The sequence below is a fragment of the Rothia sp. HMSC066G02 genome (genome assembly GCF_001813145.1).
Lineage (GTDB): Bacteria > Actinomycetota > Actinomycetes > Actinomycetales > Micrococcaceae > Rothia.
In genome coordinates, this window is sequence record NZ_KV811586.1 from 181,541 (window position 1) to 201,256 (window position 19,716).

General features: G+C 59.3%; 15 protein-coding genes and 3 tRNA genes. 12 read left to right on the plus strand and 6 right to left on the minus strand.

Annotated features, from left to right (window positions below; all coding sequences use genetic code 11):
- Positions 1-204: 204 nt before the first annotated feature.
- The gene (locus HMPREF2894_RS03450; protein WP_070677818.1) at positions 205-1,671 is read right to left on the minus strand and encodes an NCS2 family permease; all 1,467 of its coding nucleotides are present in this window, start codon (positions 1,669-1,671) and stop codon (positions 205-207) included.
- A gap of 343 nt (positions 1,672-2,014) precedes the next feature.
- Between HMPREF2894_RS03450 and HMPREF2894_RS03455 the strand changes: the two genes are divergently transcribed.
- Positions 2,015-2,380, plus strand: a complete 366-nt coding sequence (locus HMPREF2894_RS03455) for a DUF2218 domain-containing protein (protein ID WP_049340230.1) — start codon at positions 2,015-2,017, stop codon at positions 2,378-2,380.
- A gap of 296 nt (positions 2,381-2,676) precedes the next feature.
- A complete protein-coding gene (locus tag HMPREF2894_RS03460) occupies positions 2,677-4,080 on the plus strand; it encodes an FAD-dependent oxidoreductase (RefSeq protein ID WP_070677820.1) in 1,404 nt (467 codons plus the stop codon).
- A gap of 351 nt (positions 4,081-4,431) precedes the next feature.
- Here HMPREF2894_RS03460 and HMPREF2894_RS03465 read toward each other — a convergent pair whose 3' ends face one another.
- Entirely contained in the window at positions 4,432-5,013 is a 582-nt protein-coding gene (locus tag HMPREF2894_RS03465; protein WP_070677821.1) for a hypothetical protein, read from the minus strand.
- Positions 5,014-5,964: 951 nt separating this feature from the next.
- On the opposite strand from HMPREF2894_RS03465, the gene HMPREF2894_RS03470 reads away from it, so the two are divergent.
- From HMPREF2894_RS03470 to HMPREF2894_RS03500, 7 genes are all read left to right on the plus strand, one after another.
- Positions 5,965-6,037, plus strand: a tRNA-Glu gene (locus HMPREF2894_RS03470).
- A gap of 68 nt (positions 6,038-6,105) precedes the next feature.
- A tRNA-Asp gene (locus HMPREF2894_RS03475) sits at positions 6,106-6,179 on the plus strand.
- A gap of 73 nt (positions 6,180-6,252) precedes the next feature.
- A tRNA-Phe gene (locus tag HMPREF2894_RS03480) sits at positions 6,253-6,325 on the plus strand.
- 201 nt (positions 6,326-6,526) lie between these two features.
- A complete protein-coding gene (locus HMPREF2894_RS03485; protein ID WP_070634564.1) occupies positions 6,527-7,474 on the plus strand; it encodes an ABC transporter ATP-binding protein in 948 nt (315 codons plus the stop codon).
- On the plus strand, positions 7,471-8,250 hold the full coding sequence (locus HMPREF2894_RS03490) for an ABC transporter permease (protein ID WP_049340237.1): 780 nt from the start codon (positions 7,471-7,473) through the stop codon (positions 8,248-8,250). Before HMPREF2894_RS03485 ends, HMPREF2894_RS03490 begins: the two co-directional genes overlap by 4 nt.
- A gap of 3 nt (positions 8,251-8,253) precedes the next feature.
- The gene (locus HMPREF2894_RS03495; protein ID WP_070677823.1) at positions 8,254-8,952 is read left to right on the plus strand and encodes an ABC transporter permease; all 699 of its coding nucleotides are present in this window, start codon (positions 8,254-8,256) and stop codon (positions 8,950-8,952) included.
- A gap of 5 nt (positions 8,953-8,957) precedes the next feature.
- Positions 8,958-9,923 carry an ABC transporter substrate-binding protein gene (locus HMPREF2894_RS03500; RefSeq protein ID WP_070677825.1) on the plus strand — a complete coding sequence of 322 codons (966 nt, stop codon included), beginning with the start codon at positions 8,958-8,960 and terminating at the stop codon, positions 9,921-9,923.
- A gap of 145 nt (positions 9,924-10,068) precedes the next feature.
- On the opposite strand, the gene HMPREF2894_RS03505 is transcribed toward HMPREF2894_RS03500, so the two are convergent.
- A complete protein-coding gene (locus HMPREF2894_RS03505) occupies positions 10,069-11,913 on the minus strand; it encodes an alpha,alpha-phosphotrehalase (RefSeq protein ID WP_070677826.1) in 1,845 nt (614 codons plus the stop codon).
- A gap of 403 nt (positions 11,914-12,316) precedes the next feature.
- Here HMPREF2894_RS03505 and ilvD point away from each other — a divergent pair, with 403 nt between their 5' ends.
- On the plus strand, positions 12,317-14,161 hold the full coding sequence (ilvD, locus tag HMPREF2894_RS03510) for a dihydroxy-acid dehydratase (protein WP_049340243.1): 1,845 nt from the start codon (positions 12,317-12,319) through the stop codon (positions 14,159-14,161).
- A 240-nt stretch (positions 14,162-14,401) separates the two neighbouring features.
- Complete coding sequence (locus tag HMPREF2894_RS03515) at positions 14,402-15,436, plus strand: 2-oxoglutarate dehydrogenase (RefSeq protein ID WP_070629233.1); 1,035 nt, start codon at positions 14,402-14,404, stop codon at positions 15,434-15,436.
- A 123-nt stretch (positions 15,437-15,559) separates the two neighbouring features.
- Here HMPREF2894_RS03515 and HMPREF2894_RS03520 read toward each other — a convergent pair whose 3' ends face one another.
- Entirely contained in the window at positions 15,560-15,838 is a 279-nt protein-coding gene (locus HMPREF2894_RS03520; protein ID WP_044150828.1) for a putative quinol monooxygenase, read from the minus strand.
- Positions 15,839-16,131: 293 nt separating this feature from the next.
- Between HMPREF2894_RS03520 and HMPREF2894_RS03525 the strand changes: the two genes are divergently transcribed.
- Positions 16,132-17,328: an RNase H family protein gene (locus HMPREF2894_RS03525; RefSeq protein WP_005509232.1), complete on the plus strand. Its 1,197-nt coding sequence runs from the start codon at positions 16,132-16,134 to the stop codon at positions 17,326-17,328.
- Positions 17,329-17,574: 246 nt separating this feature from the next.
- Here HMPREF2894_RS03525 and HMPREF2894_RS03530 read toward each other — a convergent pair whose 3' ends face one another.
- Together HMPREF2894_RS03530 and cls are read right to left on the minus strand one after the other, a co-directional pair.
- On the minus strand, positions 17,575-18,132 hold the full coding sequence (locus HMPREF2894_RS03530; protein ID WP_049340248.1) for a hypothetical protein: 558 nt from the start codon (positions 18,130-18,132) through the stop codon (positions 17,575-17,577).
- A 63-nt stretch (positions 18,133-18,195) separates the two neighbouring features.
- Entirely contained in the window at positions 18,196-19,674 is a 1,479-nt protein-coding gene (gene cls, locus HMPREF2894_RS03535; RefSeq protein WP_049338249.1) for a cardiolipin synthase, read from the minus strand.
- Positions 19,675-19,716: the final 42 nt, after the last annotated feature.

The window sequence follows — 19,716 nt, forward strand, 5'->3', positions numbered from 1 at the left end:
CGCTTAGCTTGTGCCGTTGAAACGCGTTGTGTGCGGCGGTTCAGTCGGTGATGTGGTGTTTCCCCGACCCCTGCAACCAGAATTGGGTAGCTGGGGTAGAGGGAAGAATAGCGCAGGGCGGGGTACCGGCACCCCAAAGGTGCCGATACCCCGCCCTGATGGTGCCAGCGCCTCCACATGGGAGGGTGGGGGCACCCGATGTATTTAGTGCATCCAGCCGGTAATCAGGCCGTTAGCGAAGAAGATGAGGAACACTGCGGAAACCACGTACATGAGCCAGTGAACTTCCTTGCCGCGACCCTGCACCAGGCGGATGAAGACGTAGGACAGGAAGCCTGCGCCGATACCGTCTGCGATGGAGTATGCCAGCGGCATGAAGATGATGGTCATGAACGCGGGGATACCCAGACCCCAGTCGTTCCAGTCGATGTTCACTGCCTGGCGGATCATCAGGAAGCCAACGAACACCATTGCGGGTGCAACAGCTTCGAAGGGCACGATGGTGACCAGCGGGGACAGGAAGATCGCGACGAGGAACAGTGCGCCGGTGACGACGTTCGCGAAGCCGGTGCGTGCGCCCGCGCCGATACCGGTTGCGGACTCCACGAAGATCTGGCTTGCGGAGGAGGAGGTGCCACCGCCGGCTACGGAGCCGAGGGCGTCCACGAGCAGGACCTTGTCGACGTTCTCGATCTGGCCGTCCTTGATGGTGCCTGCTTCGGTTGCGAGACCGACGGAGGTGCCCATTGCGTCGAAGAACGCGGAGATGAGGATGGTGAAGATCAGCAGAACAGCTGCCATGCCGCCGAGGGTGCCGAAGGCAGCGAACAGGTCAGCGGAGCCGAACAGGGAGAAGTCGGGCAGCTTGCTGGTGTTGGAGTCCCAGACGGGGACGTTCAGGGACCAGCCGGTGGGGGACTTAACCGAGCTGCCGGAGGGCACGACCTTCTCCAGGATGATGGAGAGGGCGGTGGAGGCGAGCACGCCGTAGAGGATGGCACCCTTCACGTTGCGGATGAACAGCGCAATGGTGAGGAACAGGCCGAAGAGGAAGACCAGGGTGGGCCAGCCGAGCAGGTGGCCGCTCACGCCGAAGGAGACGGGCACGGTGGTGCCTGCTGCGTCGGGCATGCGGCGGATGATACCCGCGTTGACGAGGCCGATGAAGGCAATGAAGAAGCCGATACCGACGACGATTGCGACCTTGAGCGATTCGGGGACCGCGTTGAACACTGCGGTGCGGAAGCCGGTCAGCACGAGGATGGTCATCAGCACACCAGCCCATACGACGAGGCCCATGATGGCGGGCCAGGTCAGTCCGGGGGTGGAGGCGATGGTGGTTGCCAGCAGCGCGTTCACGCCGAGGCCTGCTGCCATGGCGAAGGGCTGCTTGGCGATGACGCCCATGAGGATGGTCATGACGCCTGCGACCAGTGCGGTCATTGCTGCGACCTGCGGTACGCCGAGCGCGTTGCCGGATGCGTCCTTGCCGAGGCCGATAATGAGGGGGTTCAGCACGACGATGTAGCTCATCGCGAAGAAGGTGGCGAGGCCGCCGCGGAATTCTGCGGCGATGGTGGAGCCTCGCTCAGTGATCTTGAAGTAACGGTCCAGTGCGCCCTTGGCTTCTGCCTTGGGGCTCTGGGGAGCCGCGGTGTTCTCAGAAGACATTCGTGAAAATCCGTAGATACTCATAGTCGGGGCGGGCGCCGGGGTTCCGAGCCCGCATAAAAAAGTGCCACTTCCCGGTGTGTTGGGGAGGTGACACTGTTGTTACCGAAATATTCTACGGTTAAAGTTTCTCTAAGCGTTAATCCAGGAAATTCCCAGCTTTCGTTCAGAGATTTTTTGGGGGCGTAATAGCGGTAACTATCTCTCGCCTCTGCGCGAACAATGATAGTTTGTTAGGTTAGTAGACCCTAAGTTTCTGCTATATTCGAGGTGAAACATGCGTCGCCGGATGCCAGGTTCCGTGTGGTGAGCCTTTTCCGGCATAGATGAGAAGGAATCCACCGTGACTGAAACTCCCCAGGAAAACACCGCTGAGAACTACCCCGCCGCGGAATCCCTGCCGGTACGCCAGCGCGCCGTCGTAGCAACCGACCGCCCCGCCCGATACATCAAGCAGCTCGGCTCGCACATGGGCCGCAAGCTCGGCACCGCAGAACTGCCCGACGGTCTGCGCCTCACCTTCAACCGCGACGGTATTTTCCGCGGCTACGGTGACCTGCGCGAAATCGACGGTGCCCTCATCATGGAGGTGCGCGCCGAAAGTGACGAGTTGGCTGCTGGTCTGGCGGATGTGCTGGACCGCCACCTGGTCCGCTTCGGTGAGCGTGACGAACTGGTCGTGACCTTTGAGGCGGTACCCGCCTCCTAGTCCCTGCTTTCTAGTCTTCGTTACCCTGCCCCGCCCTCCTGCACCTCGGAGGGCGGGGCAGTTTTTACGCCCGCCGCGTGCGCAGGGTTCCGGAACCGACCGTGCCGCACCTCCCCGGATTAGGTGACCCCGCCCGGATTAGGTGACAGAAAATTGTCCTATTTAGTGGGCGACGACATATAAGCCCCCGAACACCCGTCAATCCCCGGTAAAATAGGCAGGAAGTGAACACTAAGCTCACCGCCTGTTCGCGCCGCACCGGGCGCCGGACGGTGAACTTCGAAAGGAAGATTTTCGTGTCTGAAGCAGCACGCCCCCTGCGCGTCGCCGTTATTGGTGCAGGTCCCGCCGGTATTTACACCGCCGACATCCTCACCAAGTCTGAAGAGGTCCGCACCGGCGCCGTCGAGGTCGCCATCGACATCTTCGACCGCTACCCCGCCCCCTTCGGCCTGATCCGCTACGGTGTGGCACCGGATCACCCCCGTATCAAGGGCATCATCACCGCGCTGCACAAGGTCTTGGACCGCGGCGACATCCGTTTCTTCGGCAACGTCGAATACGGCAAGGACCTGACCCTCGCCGACCTGCGCGAACACTACGACGCCATCATCTTCGCAACCGGCGCGATTTTTGATGCACCCCTGAACATTAAGGGCATCGACCTGGACGGCTCCTACGGCGCAGCAGACTTCGTCTCCTGGTACGACGGCCACCCCGACTACCCCCGCACCTGGCCGCTCGAAGCTGAGCAGGTTGCAGTGCTCGGTAACGGCAACGTCGCCCTGGACGTCTCCCGCATCCTCTCCAAGCATGCTGACGACCTGCTCGTCACCGAAATCCCCGACAACGTCTACCAGGGCCTGAAGGCTTCTCCCGTGACCGACGTGCACGTCTTCGGTCGCCGCGGCCCCGCACAGATGAAGTTCACCCCGCTCGAGCTGCGCGAACTCGCACACTCCCGCGACGTGGACATCGTCCTGTATGAAGAGGACTTCCAGTTCGACGCTGCTTCCGAAGAAGCAATGGAGAAGAACGCGCAGACCAAGGTCATGATGAAGACCCTGCGCGGCTGGCTGGAAGACCAGAAGACCAATGAGCAGACCGCATCCCGCCGCCTGCACCTGCACTTCCTGCAGTCCCCGCACGAGATCCTCGGCGAAGACGGCAAGGTCGTGGGCCTGCGCATTGAACGCAACAAGCTCGACGGCAACGGCGGTATCATCGGCACCGGCGAGTACGTGGACTACCCCGTACAGGCTGTCTACCGCGCGATCGGCTACTTTGGTTCCGAACTGCCCGAAATCGGTTACGACGACAAGCGCGGCGTCATCACCAACGTTGAGGGTCGCGTCGTGGACGAGAACGGCGAGGTCGTTCCCGGCCTGTACGCATCCGGTTGGATCAAGCGCGGTCCCGTCGGTCTGATCGGCTCCACCAAGTCTGACGCGCTCGAGACCATCACTCACCTGCTCGAGGACCGCGAGAACCTCTACACTGCACCCGAGCCGGAGGCAGAGGCATTCAGCGCCTACCTGGACTCCAAGGGCATCAAGTACACCACCTGGGAAGGCTGGCACCGCCTGGACGACCACGAGAAGGCACTGGGCGCCGCATCCAAGGACGCAGCCGGTGAGCCTCGCGCCCGCGTGAAGGTTGTGGACCGCGACGAGATGATCAACATCTCCCGCGGCAAGTAATCCTTACGTTGAGTACGTAGAGCATAGAAATCGACCCCGTATCGTGAACCGGTGCGGGGTCGATTTTTATCTATATATAAGGAAGCGGGGGAGTAGGGGGCTCTCGGAAAGTGCTCGCCCGGAAGAGTTATCGAAAGAGCGGTTAAAGAAACCCACCCCGCACCATGAGGTCATGCGGGGTGGGTTGGGTAGGTGCCGAAGACACTCGAGGACATACCCTCCGGCTACCCGGACGCGCAGCGAGCCCATGCAGTGACTCCACGTGCGGCGCATCCCTTAACGGGGTCTAGAAAGCTAAAGAAACACCAAGATTAGCTCTCTAAACAAGCGCATAGCCGTACGGTGTGTAGACTATGCACACTTTTTGAGGACGTCTTCAATGCCCAAAATGGCCTTGAGTACGGTTTCAGTTTCAGTACCCAGCTTCTTGCGGGCTTCACCAGAAATGACGGCCTTCACGATGTTCTTGAAGGTCTTCCACTGCTTGAAGGCGTTAACGAGTGCCTTAATAAGCTTGTAAATGGCGATGCCCAGCTGAATGACAAACTTTGCAATACTGACAACGCAGGCAATAACACCAACGGGGGAGAGCGCTGCGTGGGCGCGTCCATCAGACTTACGAACAGCGGCCTTAGCGCTTGCAATCTGACGGCCTGCGTCAGTGCCCTGGACGGTGGTCAGGTTGCCCAGTGCGCTCTCAATGCCGCTATTAACGCGGTTGGAGGATCCAGGCTTCGCATACTTCAAACGGGCAGGTACCTGCTCTAGGCGGCGCAGAATCAGCTTGAGCTGCTGGTCGGCAGTCATTGCCTTCTGCGGGTGCGCCATCTGCTGTGCCTGCGCTGCGGGTGCAGTTGCACAGCCGAGAGCGATGGTTGCGGTGCCTACGCCGAGTGCACGGAATGCCGTGCGGCGATTCATCGTTGCGGACACTGGATCCCCCTTTGGATCTCTATGCGGTTTATCGGTGCTGTAATGTGCGGTGACTTTACGTCTGGGGCTCCGGAAGTGGCCCCGTGCAAGATCCGGAAGTGACCTCACGCCCTCTATAGTACGGTGCTCAAAGAGGGGGCTTCAAGCTATTTCAGGGGGTATTTTCAGCTGGCTTTCATCTCTCCTTGTCAATCGCTAGAGGTTTATCAAATCTTTATATTTCTGAGTCGTCATAATTGCGTAGATATCTGCACTGAGAGAAAAATAAGCGTCTGACAAGCTGGTTTATTGTATTCCCAAGAGTGAATATTTGCATCTATGTGCATTCTGGCCTGTAGTTGCTTTGCGCGGCACATTTTTGAGGGCTCCGGGGAGGCTGGGGTGAACCCCCCCTAAAGAGGTGTTGCCGTGCACTCTCTTGCAGATATTTGCACCCAGGGTAGCGTCTTGCCTGCATGTCCTATATAAGCGTGTAGAAAGTTGTCGAAAATTTTTTGGAGATATTGTGGAGTTTTTTGGCCGCTGCGATGCGCATAAGAGGGGTGTATAAGAGATGTGAAGGTGGGTTTTCGGAATTCTTGCGGGACTGATGCCGGCATCTTCAAAACAAAATTTCGGAGGAGTTTCGGAGGAGTTTGTAGAAAATCTGTAGAAATGGAGGTGGCGAAAAAGTCTTTCTCTGGGCTCCTGTAGGTACCCAAACGTGTCTAAAAACCTTCCAAAAGCCCCTGATTTGGGGTGTTGTGAAGAAATTTTAAAATTTTTTGAAGTTTCTCTGAATCCTCATTGACAAGCTTAAACACATATGTGCCAGGCTATAAATGGTCGAAAATGGGGGTCAAAATCGGGCAAAATCGAACAAAACGGTTTGCGTGCCTCCGCAAACCTGTCATAGACTAGTGGAGGTTCGAACGACGGGATGAAGAAAACGGAACCTGTTCGATCGACTAGGCCCCCATCGTCTAGCGGCCTAGGACGCCGCCCTTTCACGGCGGTAGCACGGGTTCAAATCCCGTTGGGGGTACTTGCAAATCTCACGATTTGCAAAGCCAAGTTAGATGATATAGAGTTTACTTCTGTTGATTCCAACAAGGCCCCGTAGCGCAGTTGGTTAGCGCGCCGCCCTGTCACGGCGGAGGTCGCGGGTTCAAGTCCCGTCGGGGTCGCTCTGGCCGCGTAAGTTCAGATGATTATTCATCCGAAGACGCGGTCATTGCGTATCTAAAAGTAAATACGCAAGGCTCTGTAGCTCAGTTGGTAGAGCGTACGACTGAAAATCGTAAGGTCACCGGATCGACGCCGGTCGGAGCCACGAAATCCGCCTCCAGGCTTCTACAGTGGGGCGGGTTTTGTTTTTAAAAAACTTTGCGGTTGCAGATACTGCAAAACCGTCGAAAAGGCGGCATCTTGGGAATAAAACCCTGAGATGCCGCCTTTTCGTATATAGAATTGTATACAGATTGTATACAGAGGCACCTGCCCTATAGCCACTGCAGAAAGCACCAACGCACCCATGACCGCCCAAAATTCAGCCGCACAAAATTCAACTCACCCGCACCAAGAGGACTCACCTCAGATTCCCTGGGCAAAAAATGCTGCCACTGGTAGCACGCAGGCGGGCGGAATCCGCTTCGAAAACATCACCAAAAGCTACCCGAGCCGAACCGGCGAACCCACCACGGTGCTCCAGAACCTGAACCTGCACATCCCCGCGGGGCAGATTACCGTGTTCGTCGGCCCCTCCGGCTGCGGTAAAACCACTAGTCTGCGCATGATTAACCGCATGGTCGAGCCCAATAGCGGCACCATCACCATTGACGGCGTGAACGTGCACGAAAAGAACCCCTACGAGCTACGCCGCGGTATTGGCTACGTCATGCAGCAGGGCGGGCTCATGCCGCACCGCACCGTCGCGCAGAATATTGCCACCGTACCGCGCCTGCTCGGCGCCTCCCGCAAGGAGGCGCAGGCTCGCGCGCTCGAACTGCTTGAAGTGGTCGGCCTGGATTCTTCGTATGCTAAGCGCTACCCCGCCCAGCTCTCGGGTGGCCAGGTGCAGCGCGTTGGTGTGGCGCGTGCTCTCGCCGCCGATGCGCCCATCCTGCTGATGGACGAACCCTTCTCCGCGGTGGATCCGGTGGTGCGTACCGACCTGCAGCGCGAGCTGCTGCGCCTGCAGGCTCGACTCGCCAAGACGATCGTGTTCGTCACCCACGACATTGATGAGGCGCTCCTGCTGGGAGATCGTATCGCCGTCTTCGCGGAGGGCGGTCGCCTCGCCCAGTTCGGCACTCCCGAAGAGATTCTCTACAGCCCCGCCGATGATTTTGTGCGCTCCTTCGTGAGCCGCTCCGTTGCCGGCCTGCTGGATGAGCAGACGGTGCGCCAGGCGCGTGAACGCCGACTTGCCGCCTCCCGAGAAGCACAGAATGGTGCGGTAGAAGGCGAGAAAAGCGAATGAGTCTTCTAGAAAATAGTGTGATCGCGGCACCACCTCTCACCGCGCATCCCCTAGTGGCATCACCCCTCGCCGCAAGCGACATGCACTGGGAATGGGTCGCCACCAATAGTCAGCGCATCCTCGAGCTGACCCTCAGCCACCTCTACCAGGGCGTCGTGCCCGTCGCGATTGGCGCTCTCGTCGCGCTGCCGGTCGCCTACTACGCGAGCCGTCGCCGTGACCGCGGTTCCGAACGCCGCATCGGTGCGCGAACCCTCATGCACCTCTCCTCGCTGCTGTACACCATCCCCTCGATCGCGCTTTTCGTGCTGATGCCGCTCATTCTGGGCACCTCCATTATTTCCCCGCTGAACGTGCTCGTCGCCCTGAGCGTCTATTCCTTCTCGCTCATGGTGCGCTCCGGTGTGGATGCCTTCGACTCCGTACCCGATAGCGTGCACGAATCTGCACGCGCCCTCGGATACACGCCCCGACAGGCGCTGATGGAGCTCTATCTGCCCCTCGCTACGCCCGTCATTATGGCGGGAATCCGCGTGGCAACCGTGGCAAATATTGCGATGGTGTCCGTGGGTGCCCTCATCGGTGTGCCCTCGCTCGGTACGCTCTTCACCGATGGACTCGCGCGCAATATCCCTTCGGAAATCCTGGCTGGCGTAATCCTTAGCCTGATGCTGGCACTGGTCCTCGACCTGCTTCTTATCCTTCTGACGAGGGCACTTACTCCCTGGCAGGCGGCTACGGTTGCGAACCGCCGCAGCCCCGAAAGGAAGGCATAACCCGTGAACGTCATAGAACGAACCTTCGCCTACCTCATGGACGGTGCCAACTGGCAGGGAAGCGGCGGAATCCTCGTGCGCCTGCTCGAACACCTGAGCGTCACCGCCCTCGCCACCGCCTGCGCGGCACTCATCGTCGTGCCACTTGGCCTCTGGGCTGGACACCACCGATCCTCCGACGGCACTAACCGCCGCCGCAGCAACCTGCTCATGAGCGCCGTAGCCGCCACCCGCGCGCTACCCGCGCTCGGTCTGCTCACCATCCTGGCGCTCTGGCTGGGCGTCTCAACCCTGCCCGCCCTCATCGTGCTCATTATTATTGCGGCGGCACCTCTGCTCGCAGGAGTTCTTGAAGGCCTCGCCGCTGTGCCGGAAGACCTCGTGGACGCAGCCCGCGCCCAAGGCCTGACCGAATGGCAGATTCTGATCCGCCTCGAAATCCCGCTCGCCGCCAACATGATGCTCGGCGGGCTCCGCTCCGCACTCGTGCAGGTCATCGCAACCGCGACCATCGTCGCCTACCTGAGCAGCGGAACCCTCGGCAGGTACCTCTTCGACGGGCTCGCCGTGCGAGATTACCCGCGCATGCTCGTCGCAACCCTGCTCGTGGCGCTTCTCGCCTTCGCCGTGGACGCGCTCATGGGCCTCGTGCAGCGTGCGCTCACCCCCGCGGGGCTCACCATCAACCGGAAGAAGGCATGAACCCAATGAATCAGATGCCTCAAACCTTTACGCGCCGTACCGTATCTCGTCGCACTGCCCTAGCCGCCGCCGGAGCGCTCGGTATGGCAGGTATTCTCAGCGCCTGCGGGCTCAGCGGTGACAAAGTTTTCAGCGGCGAACACGAAGGAATCATCGTCGGCTCAGCGGCCTTCGCCGAATCCCAAATCCTCGCCGAAATCTACGCCGGAGCCCTCGCCCGAGCGGGATTCAACGCCCGCACCCAGCTGAGCATCGGCGCCCGCGAGGCGTACCTGGGGGCACTCGCCTCCGGTGCGGTGGACGTTATCCCGGACTACTCCGGAAACCTGCTGCTATACCTGGACCCGAAGGCTACAGCTAACACTGCGCAGGAGATTCTGCAGGAGCTACCCGCCGCCCTCGGCACCCTCACCACGGGTGGCTCCGGGGCTGAAATCCGCGCCCTCAACGCCTCCGAGGCGGAGGATAAGGATTCGCTCGTCGTTACCGCGCAGACTGCCCAGAAGTACGGCCTGCGAAGCCTTGAAGACCTCGCCTCCCGCTGTACGAATCTGAAGCTCGGTGCCGCCCCGGAGTTTGCCGAGCGCGCCTACGGTATCCCGGGTCTGAAAGAGAAGTACGGATGCGTCCCCGCCGAGTTTGTGTCCCTCTCGGATGGCGGCGGCGCGCTGACCGTCAAGGCCCTGCTGGATGACACCGTGCAGGTGGTTGACCTCTACTCGACCACCCCCGCAATTGAGCAGAATCAGCTGGTGGTGCTGGAGGATCCGAAGAACATGATTCTGGCTCAGCAAGTGCTGCCCATTATCAATACGTCGCGAGTTCCCGACTCCGCGGCGGAGGTTCTGAACCGCGTCTCGGCGAAGCTCACTACCGCCGATTTGCGCACTTTGAATGACCGTGTTTCGGGTACCTCTAAGCAGGAGCCCGCGCAGGCGGCGGCTGCCTGGCTGAACGAGCACGGCTTCTAAAAATCTGCCTGATATTCCACATAAATTCCTCTATAGGAATGTCTATAAACAAAACCGACCTGGGAATATTCTAAAAATAGAATATTGCCAGGTCGGTTTATATTGCCCATCTCCCACACGTTAGGGGAGGGGCATGTAGTAGCTTTTAGCCCTCAATCAGCAGCGCCAGAGCCTCGTAGGGGCGCAGGCTCAGCGTCACCGTCTCAGCCGAATCAGATACAGCAGAATCCGCCGCAGCAGAATCGACCGCAGAATTCTTGTAATTACACACCAGCACGCGACCGGAACGAACGAACTCGGCCGGAACCTCAATCTCGGTCGGCTCACCGTAGAAGTTCGTCAGCACCAGCATGCGCTGTGCCGGGCTACCGTTCTCAGCACTAGTCTCAGCGGGCAGCTCACGCAGGTACGCAAACACCCGCTCGTGATCCAACGCGTAGGGTGCGTACGAACCCGCAGAGATGACCGGGTACTGCTTACGCAGGGCAATCAGGTTGCGGTAGTACGGCAGAATCACGCCGTCGCGTTCCTCATCCTCCACCGAAATACCGGCACCGGTCGCCGCATCACGCACCGGGGCGGGAGCCAGCCACGGCGACGTGGAACCAAAACCGGCAGTCGCTGGATCCGCGGTCCACTGCATCGGCACACGCGAATTATCGCGAGCCTTCGACGCCACAATCTCCAGTGCCTGCTGCTCGCTCAGACCACGCTCACGCAGCATCGCGTAGGCGTTGTGCGCCTCCACATCCACGTACTGCTCGATCGAGGAGTAGACCGGGTCAATCATGCCGATTTCCTCGCCCTGGTACACGTACGGGGTGCCGCGCAGCAGGTGAATCACGGTCGCCAACATGGTTGCCGACTCGGCACGGTAACGCTCAACGTCACCAAAACGGTTCAGTGCGCGCGGTTGGTCGTGGTTATTCCAGAACAGTGCGTTCCAGCCGCCGCCGGCCTGCATACCCAGTGCCCAATCGTTCAGGATCTGCTTCAACTCGGCAAAACGGAACGGCACCTTCGACCACTTCTCGCCGTTCTCGTAGTCCACCTTCAGGTGGTGGAAGCTGAACACCATGTCCAGCTCGTGGTTTGCCGGGTTGGAGTAGCCCACGCAGTTTTCGATGCTGGTCGAGGACATTTCGCCCACGGTCACGGTGTCATCATGCTGACCGAATGAGGCGCGGTTCAGCTGCTGAATGCGGGTGTGCACAATTGGGGTGTCGGTGTATTGTGCCTTGTCCACGGTGCCTTCGGGGGCGTCGAGTAGCTCTTCACCCTTACCGATGACGTTAATGACGTCGAAGCGGAAACCGCGCACACCCTTCTCGTACCAGAAGTTCACGACCTTAAACAGTTCGTCGCGCACAACAGGGTTGTACCAGTTCACGTCAGCCTGGGTGCGGTCGTACAGGTGCATATAGAACAGGGGAGTGCCGTGCTCGTCCGTATACTCGCCAAAGCGGGACCAGCAGGAGCCACCGAACTTCGACTCCCAGTTGGTCGGTTCGCGCAGCTGACCATCCTCGGTGTATTTGCCGGGGCGAATGTAGAAGTAATCCCAGTACTCGCGCTCACCGGCGAGCGCACGCTGGAACCACTCGTGCTCGGTCGAAACATGGTTGAGCACCATGTCGAACATGACGCCCACACCGTGCTCGGCGAGGGCAGCAATCATCTCTTCGACGTCCTCCATGGTGCCCAGGTCGGGGTTGATGGCGTAGTAGTCGGAGATGTCGTAGCCGTTGTCGTTCTGCGGGGAGGCGAAGAACGGGTTGAACCACACCATGTCCACGCCCAGGGAAGCAATGTAGGGCACCTTCTCGATGACGCCGCGCAGGTCGCCGTAGGCGCCACCCGCCGAGGAGTAGAAGGACTTGGGGTACACCTGGTAGATGACGGAGGACGCGAAATCCTTGCCGCCTGCCGGGGTGGTTGCCGGGCTGGTTGCCGGCGTGAGGGTGAGCGATGCGGTGGGTGCCTGTGTCATGGAAACCTTCTGAAACGTAAGCAGGGTTCAGCGTATATAAATCAGTGCGTTGGAAACGAACCGCGCCGGTGCTACATGTGGTGCTACGTATGCACAGCGAGGCCCGTACGCGGCAGGCACGGCAGCCCGCCGCCTCCCGGCACGTTCGCCGACTGAATATCGCCGCCCGCAACCTGGGCTCATTCCAGATTAGGGGGCATAATGGGGTGATGTCCCCCATCTACCCCAAAGGGGGCAATTCTGCCGCAGATCCGGCACAACCCCCGTGGCCTCAACACTCCCACCGATAGGCGGTTGCAGGCTCGTGCGCGTTTCGATGCATGAAACCAAAGTGACCCTGAGCTGAAGAGCGTTGGACGCCGCGCGTAAAATCAGTACTTGCATCACTACGGAAGGTAAAACAATGCCAGAACTGCGTTCACGTACTTCAACTCACGGCCGTAACATGGCTGGTGCCCGCGCCCTGTGGCGTGCCACCGGCATGGGCGATGACGACTTCGGCAAGCCCATTATTGCTATCGCGAACTCCTTCACCCAGTTCGTGCCCGGCCACGTGCATCTGAAGGACATGGGTGAGCTGGTCGCCGGCGCGATTCGTGAGGCTGGCGGCGTCGCCAAGGAATTTAACACTATCGCTGTTGATGACGGTATTGCGATGGGCCACGACGGTATGCTCTACTCGCTGCCTTCCCGCGATCTGATCGCTGACTCGGTCGAGTACATGGTCAACGCGCACCGTGCCGACGCGCTGGTCTGCATCTCTAACTGTGACAAGATCACCCCCGGTATGCTTCTGGCGGCTATGCGCCTGAACATCCCCACCATCTTTGTCTCTGGCGGCCCCATGGAGTCCGGCGAGGGCATTGAGGGCATTGTTGAGCACCGCCTCGACCTGATTGATGCCATGGTGATGGCTGTTGACGATAGCGTCAGTGACGCTGCGCTCGCTCAGGTTGAGAAGAATGCGTGCCCGACCTGCGGTTCGTGTGCGGGTATGTTCACCGCGAACTCCATGAACTGCCTGAATGAGGCGATTGGTCTGGCGCTGCCCGGTAACGGCACCACCCTGGCTACTCAGGTTGCTCGTAAGGAGCTGTTCCTGGATGCTGGCCGCCGCATCGTTGAGCTGGCTAAGCGCTACTACGAGCAGGATGACGAGTCGGTTCTGCCCCGCTCCATTGCGACCAAGGAGGCGTTCGAGAACGCTATGGCGCTGGATGTGGCGATGGGCGGTTCGACCAACACCGTGCTGCACACCCTGGCGATTGCGCACGAGGCGGGCGCTGACTTCACCCTGAAGGATATTGACCGCATTTCGCGTCAGGTTCCCTGCCTGGCGAAGGTTGCCCCGAACTCCACCAAGTACCACATTGAGCACGTGCACCGTGCCGGTGGTATTCCCGCACTGCTGGGTGAGCTGAACCGTGCCGGCCTGCTGCACAAGAACGTTCATTCTGTTCACGCTGATTCGCTGGACGAATGGCTGGACGAGTGGGATATCCGCGGCGGCAAGGCGAGCGAGAAGGCGAAGGATCTGTTCCTCGCAGCTCCCGGCGGCGTGCGCACCACCCACGCGTTCTCCACCGCGAACAAGTACGAGTCCCACGAGACTGACGCTGAGAACGGCTGCATCCGCGCCGTGGAGCACGCGTACACCAAGGACGGCGGCCTGGCGGTCCTGTACGGCAACATCGCCCAGGACGGCGCAATCATCAAGTCCGCTGGTATTGATGAGGAGCTGTTCCACTTCAAGGGTCGCGCTTTCGTGGTTGAGTCGCAGGACGAGGCTGTGTACGAGATCCTGTCGAAGAACGTGAAGGAAGGCGACGTTGTCGTCATCCAGTACGAGGGCCCGAAGGGCGGCCCGGGTATGCAGGAGATGCTGTACCCGACCTCTTACCTGAAGGGCCTGGGCCTGGGCAAGAAGTGCGCACTGATTACTGACGGTCGTTTCTCGGGTGGTACCTCTGGTATTTCGATTGGTCACGTCTCCCCGGAGGCGGCTGCTGGCGGCGCTATCGGCCTGGTGCAGACCGGCGACGAGATTGAGATTGACGTGAACAACCGCATCCTGCGTGTGAACGTTTCGGATGAGGAGCTGGCTGCTCGCCGCGAGGCGAAGGGCGCCGCACCGTGGCGTCCGACCAAGCCGCGTGAGCGTCACGTATCGAACGCCTTGAAGGTGTACGGCATGTTGGCTGCTTCGGCTGATAAGGGTGGCGTGCGCATCCTGCCTGAGGACGCATAAACCCCTCACGTATCGTGTGAGAATTTAATATTCTTGCCCCTAAGGGTCGGTGCTCTGTTCTGCAGTTTTTCTGCGGGGCGGGGTGCCGACCTTTTTAACGTTTTTGAGAGTCCGGTGCGGCGTATTGCCTTGTCAAGGCTATTGCAGTAGGGTGTAGGAGGGTACTTAGGTACCCGATTCACCGACTCAGCACAACCACTCAAACACAACGCAATTCGCAACCCTCACGAGGACGTATTCATGGTTACCCTGCCCGCACGCGCACAGCGTGCCTTTACTTGCCGTACCCTGGCGGCTCTTGCCTGCATCGGTGCGCTCGCTTTGAGCTCTTGCTCTGCCCAGCCGCAGGCTGATGAGTCTGAAACCGCCCCGATGAAGGTGGCGACTTCTTCCGCGCCCGTGGACGCTAAGACCCTGTTCACCGCGGCGGATGGCTCCTGGAAACCGAATACCGTGCAGATTGCTGCCGGCTTGGATTCCCCTGCAACCTACGATTCGGTGGCAACCCCCACGAATGAGCCGAGCACTGACGCCGAGTACGAGGCGGCATACGCCACGGCGAGCGGCTCCGTGAGCACTATCGATCCTGGTACTCGCTGTGGCGTGACGAGTCTGCTGGGTGGTTCCGCCGGTATTTACGTGTATGACGGTTCGGATTGCGCGAAGGCTCAGGAGGCGGTGCGCCTCTTCAACAGCCGCAAGAACCAGGACGGTTCGGCGAGCGTTGAGTGGTACCAGTGCGCTACGAAGGTGCAGGGCCGCGACTACATTACGGGTGCCTGCTTCACGCAGGGTGGTAGCGTTGAGAAGCCGCGCCTGGCGCTGATTCCGGCACAGACCCGCATGCTGTCGGGTACGCTGACTTTCGCTGAAGCGTACGGTGGCGGCACTTTCGGTCAGGGTGATTCTGCGAAGACTGTTGAGGCGCTGCGTTTCACCAGCCCGGACTCTAAGGTCGCGTGTTCGGTGACCCCGTCAGGTGTGGACTGCCAGGCGCTGGTGGGCGTGACCCTGGAGGGCTGGGATGCCGCATCCGGTAAGGCACAGCAGCGCGTGCACATGGTGCAGGGCCAGGCGCCCGAGGTGAGCCTGGTCGGTCAGACCGCCACCCCGGAGCCGGTGAATACTGAGGGTATTGTTGCCCTGTCTACCGGTCAGGTGGTGACTGCGTACGGTTACACCTGTAAGTCGGTGAATACCGGTAAGGTGCATTGCGTGAGCGCGACGAATGGTTTCACACTTGATTCGATGGAGGTCGGCCTAGAGCGCCGATAAGCCGAGAGCGCCGCTAGTAGCCGCGCTCGCCTCCAAGGCTGGTATGCCTCCATGGCTGACATACGAAGGTGCCCGGCACCCCTCACTTAGGGGGTGCCGGGCACCTTCGGTATTTAACGTTGCTTAGCGGAAGTTGACGATGCGAACGTCCAGCTCGGAGGAGAGCAGCGGCTCCCATGCGGCGACAGCCTTCTGGAAGTGTTCGGTGCCCATGTGCTTTTCGAGCAGTTCCTGGGATTCCCAACGCTCGATGAATGCGAAGTCGGTGTCGGAGACGGCACCGAAGTCGTAGCTGACGTTGCCTTCGTCCTGGCGGCTTGCGGTCACGAGCGGTTCGATGGTCTTGAGGAATTCTTCGACGTGCTCGGGCTTGACGGATACTCCGGCGTAAACACCAATCATGGGGCTCTCCTTATCGGGTGGTGCGGCGGTTGCCGCGTCGTATATGACTCTTTTACCGTACACCTTTCCCCACGCCTCGGTGAGGTATGCGCGGGGGTTTCTCGCGCTGTGTTCTGTGCTGGGTTTTGTGTTGTGCCGGTGCGTGAGAGGAGTTGCGGTTATTCCATTCGCTAACTGTAAAAAAGGTGTTTTATATTTGCGTGCCCCTTTCTTTTCGACCTATAAAAGAATGAGGACGATATACCGTATGAATGGAAGGAGACGCGGTATGGCACACATGGGGGGTGACACTCATGGGATTTTCACCGGCGCATATCAAACGATGCACCCTGACCTGGGAGGCGCCCGACTATAGCGCCTCGTACCCTGCCGGGTACACGGATCAGGGCGTTGCTGTGATTGCGGTGGCTCAGGAGCATCGTAAGGCGCAGGGTTTTTGTTATTCGGCATTGTCGACGGTGGTTTTTATTTCTAAGCAGGACGGCACCCGCACTGTGGTGAATGAGGAGCCGATGCTTTTCACTCACGTTCATTCCCTGATGGAGTGCTGTGATGAGGTGCATCCGCGTCTGCTGGGTCGTGCCGTGCTTTCTGCGTGGGATGTGGTTCCTGAGCAGTACCGTCAGAACCTGGTGACGATTGCTGCTGACCGTAAGAATTTGAAGCATCTTTTCCGTGATTGCGACCAGTTGAAGGGGATTATGGAGTACCGCGCCTTTGAGAAGGTGCTGGACCCGTACGATAACCATTCTTTGGGTGAAGTGCATGTGAAGCTTGCTGGCACGCCCGCGTATGAGCGGATGCAGGCTGAGGTGTGTGCGGCACGTACCGCCGTGGATGAGATGGTGGAGGAGGCACTGACCCCTCGACCGCTGGATCAGCTGCAGGACTATAGCGTTTTCACGGATTGTTCGTTCCGTTCGACTCACAATAAGAAGTATCAGCGTGGCGGCCGTATGGGTATCGCCGGCGTGAGTGAGGACGGCTTCTATTTTCATGCCCACTATGATGGCGTGAATATTATGACCGGTGAGCTGTCTGCGATGTTGGCGGCTTATACGGTGTTCCATAGCGGTTCGCGCCGCCTGATTATTCATACGGATTCTTTGGGTGCGTTGACGTTTGTGTTGCGTTTGGCGCATAGCCGTTGGGCTTTTGAGGCGTGGGTTTCTGAGGGTATTCAGGATGAGCGCGTGGTGGCTCAGATGCGTGCTTTGACGGAGGCTATCCGCGAGAAGCGTGTGCTGGTGAAGCATGTTCCGGGTCATACGGGCCACGGTTTGCAGGAGAGTAGCGACTCTGTGTCGAAGATGCATCGCCATTTTCCGGGGCAGATTGTGGATAAGCGTCACCAGAGCGAGTTTAATCAGCGTTGCGAGTCGATTATTACTGCTTTGTCGGGTTGTGCGAAGGCTGTTCGCCTGCTTGCGCCGGAGTGGTTGCAGATTAAACCTTCTTCAATCCACACGGGAAACCGTTTATGGCGCTAAACTAGTCCAGGGTAGAAATGAACGCGCGATACATTCGCCGCATACGAAAGTATGCAATGTCGGAGGTGTCGCGTGTTTCTTTTTGCCCTTTTGCCTTTTCTGCATGCGCTTTTACGAGGCTCACCTGTAGCGCTGCTCTAGCTTGTAGCCCCGCGCATCCTGCAATGGTGCGCGGGAAAAGAATGCGAGGGAAACGAAAGCTCCCCCTGAGCGTCGATTCAATCGAGCTCAGAGGGAGCTTTTAGGTTATTTACCAGCGTGGGTAAACATAATCTTCACAATCGCGAGAACAATAACGGCGAAGGTGAGCCACACAGCGCTTCGGAAGGTACGCCAGCAGAGCGGTTCGCCGCGGTAGCGAGCAATCGCGAAGTTGAGGCTAAAAATACGCCACACCACGGTCGCAAGACAGAGGAGAATAGTGTAGTCAAAAATGATCTCGTAGGTGGCGCCGGGCGGTAGGATTGCCGCCAGAATCAGCAACAGCACGGGGTATACGGTCGTACCCAGAATCGGGCTTGCGTTGCCCAGCGCGTGCTTGACGAATTCTCGCGGCGGGGTGCCGCCGTGCAGTACCCGGTACTCCTGCATTTCTGCGATGACGTGGGCAATGTAGGTGGTCAGACCGGTACCCGTAATGTAGAGAATCGCGGTGCCGTCAAAGATAGCGTTCGCGTCGTAGACGCTCAGCAGAGCCGCCAGCACCAAGAAATTACCGTAGGTGTACGCGGAGATGCGGTGGGCTACATCGTGTGCATCGAGTTCAGCGAATTTGCGCCGTGCTTTACGAATTAGAAGGGGCAACCGATAGTCCTTTGGCGAGTGCGGGGATGAAAACTCAGACCCTGCGAGTGTGCGAAAAATAGTTTAGAGGAGCGATGACCACAGTCGGCAGAGGTTCTCCGTCATCTTGATGCGGCGCGGGCGCTCCGCCCACTGGGTGTACAGCAGCTCGGTGCAGACCTGCTCGTATTCGGCGCATACTTCATCCAGCATCGCCACCATTTTGCGGTCAATGACGAACGTTGACACTTCCATGTTCAGCGAGAAGGAACGCGGGTCCATATTGGACGAGCCAATGAACGCGATTTCGTCGTCGACCATCATGAACTTGGAGTGCAGCACGGTCGGGCTGGGGTACTGCAGAATACGCACACCCGCCTGCAACAGCTGCTCGTAGTAGGAACGCTGCGCCATGTTCGGCAGGAACTGGTCGCCCTTCTCGCACACAATCACGGTGGTTTCAATACCGGAGTATGCGGCGTTCGTGAGTGCCTGCAGTAGGGTCTCTTCGGGTACGAAGTAGGGTGAGCAGATGGTGATACGCCGCTCGGCGTTGTAGATCAGGTAGTTAATGAGGCGCAGGTTGTTTTCGGTTTCAAAACCGGGGCCGGAGGGCACAACCTGGGCGCGCATCCCATCCTTGTAGTAGGGGATATTGGTGTTAATTTCTGCCAGGATCAGCTGGTTCGTTTCGGAGTACCAGTCGGAGACGAAAACGGCGTTGAGCTCTTCAACGATGGGGCCGGTGCAGGAGAAGGTCAGGTCCTTCCACTCCAAGCCCTTCTTAATGTTTTCGGGCATGTCGTAGGAGCGGTGAATAGCGTTCTGCGAACCGGAGAACGCGACGCGTCCGTCCACGACGAGGACCTTGCGGTGGTTACGCAGGTCGGGTCGCTGCCACTTGAGTTTCCACGGTTTGAGCGGCAGCATGAGGCGCCACTGCATACCCGAGTCGTTGAGCATTTTCACGAGTTTCTTATAGGACGGGTATTTGCAGGAGCCGATGTGGTCGAGGAGTACGCGCACCTGTACACCGCGTTCGTGGGCTGCGAAGAGGGCGTCCCAGAGGACTGCGCTCGCCTCGTCGTAGGCGGTGATGTAGAACTCGAAGTGCACGTATTTGGTGGCGCGGTCGACTTCTTCCGCCATGGCGACCATTGCCTCGTGGTTGTCGGTGTGGAGGGTGAATTGGTTGCCGCCGACCAGGGGGAGTGAGCCCAGGGTGTAGTTGAGCTGGCTGGCTGCCTTTGCGGGGTCGGAGAGGTCGTCGGTGCGGGTGAGGAAGGGCTTGTTCTCGCTGACTTCGCGGATCAAGTCGTTCATGGCGTGTTGGCGTGCGCGGCGGTAGGCGGGCAGGCGCGAGGAGCCGAAGACGAGGAATGCGATGAACCCTACGAAGGGGATGAAGAAGATGGCCATGAGCCAGCCCAGGGCAACCACGGGTTTGCGGTTGTAGGGGAGCCAACAGAGGGCTGCGAGTCGGATGAGGATATCGGCTATGCCGAGTGCGAGGCGTAGCCAGTCGGGCAGGAAGTCGAGGTAGGCGGGGGCAAACAAGTTCATCCCTCTATTATGCCGGTATTTCGTGTGGGGCGGGGGGGGGGG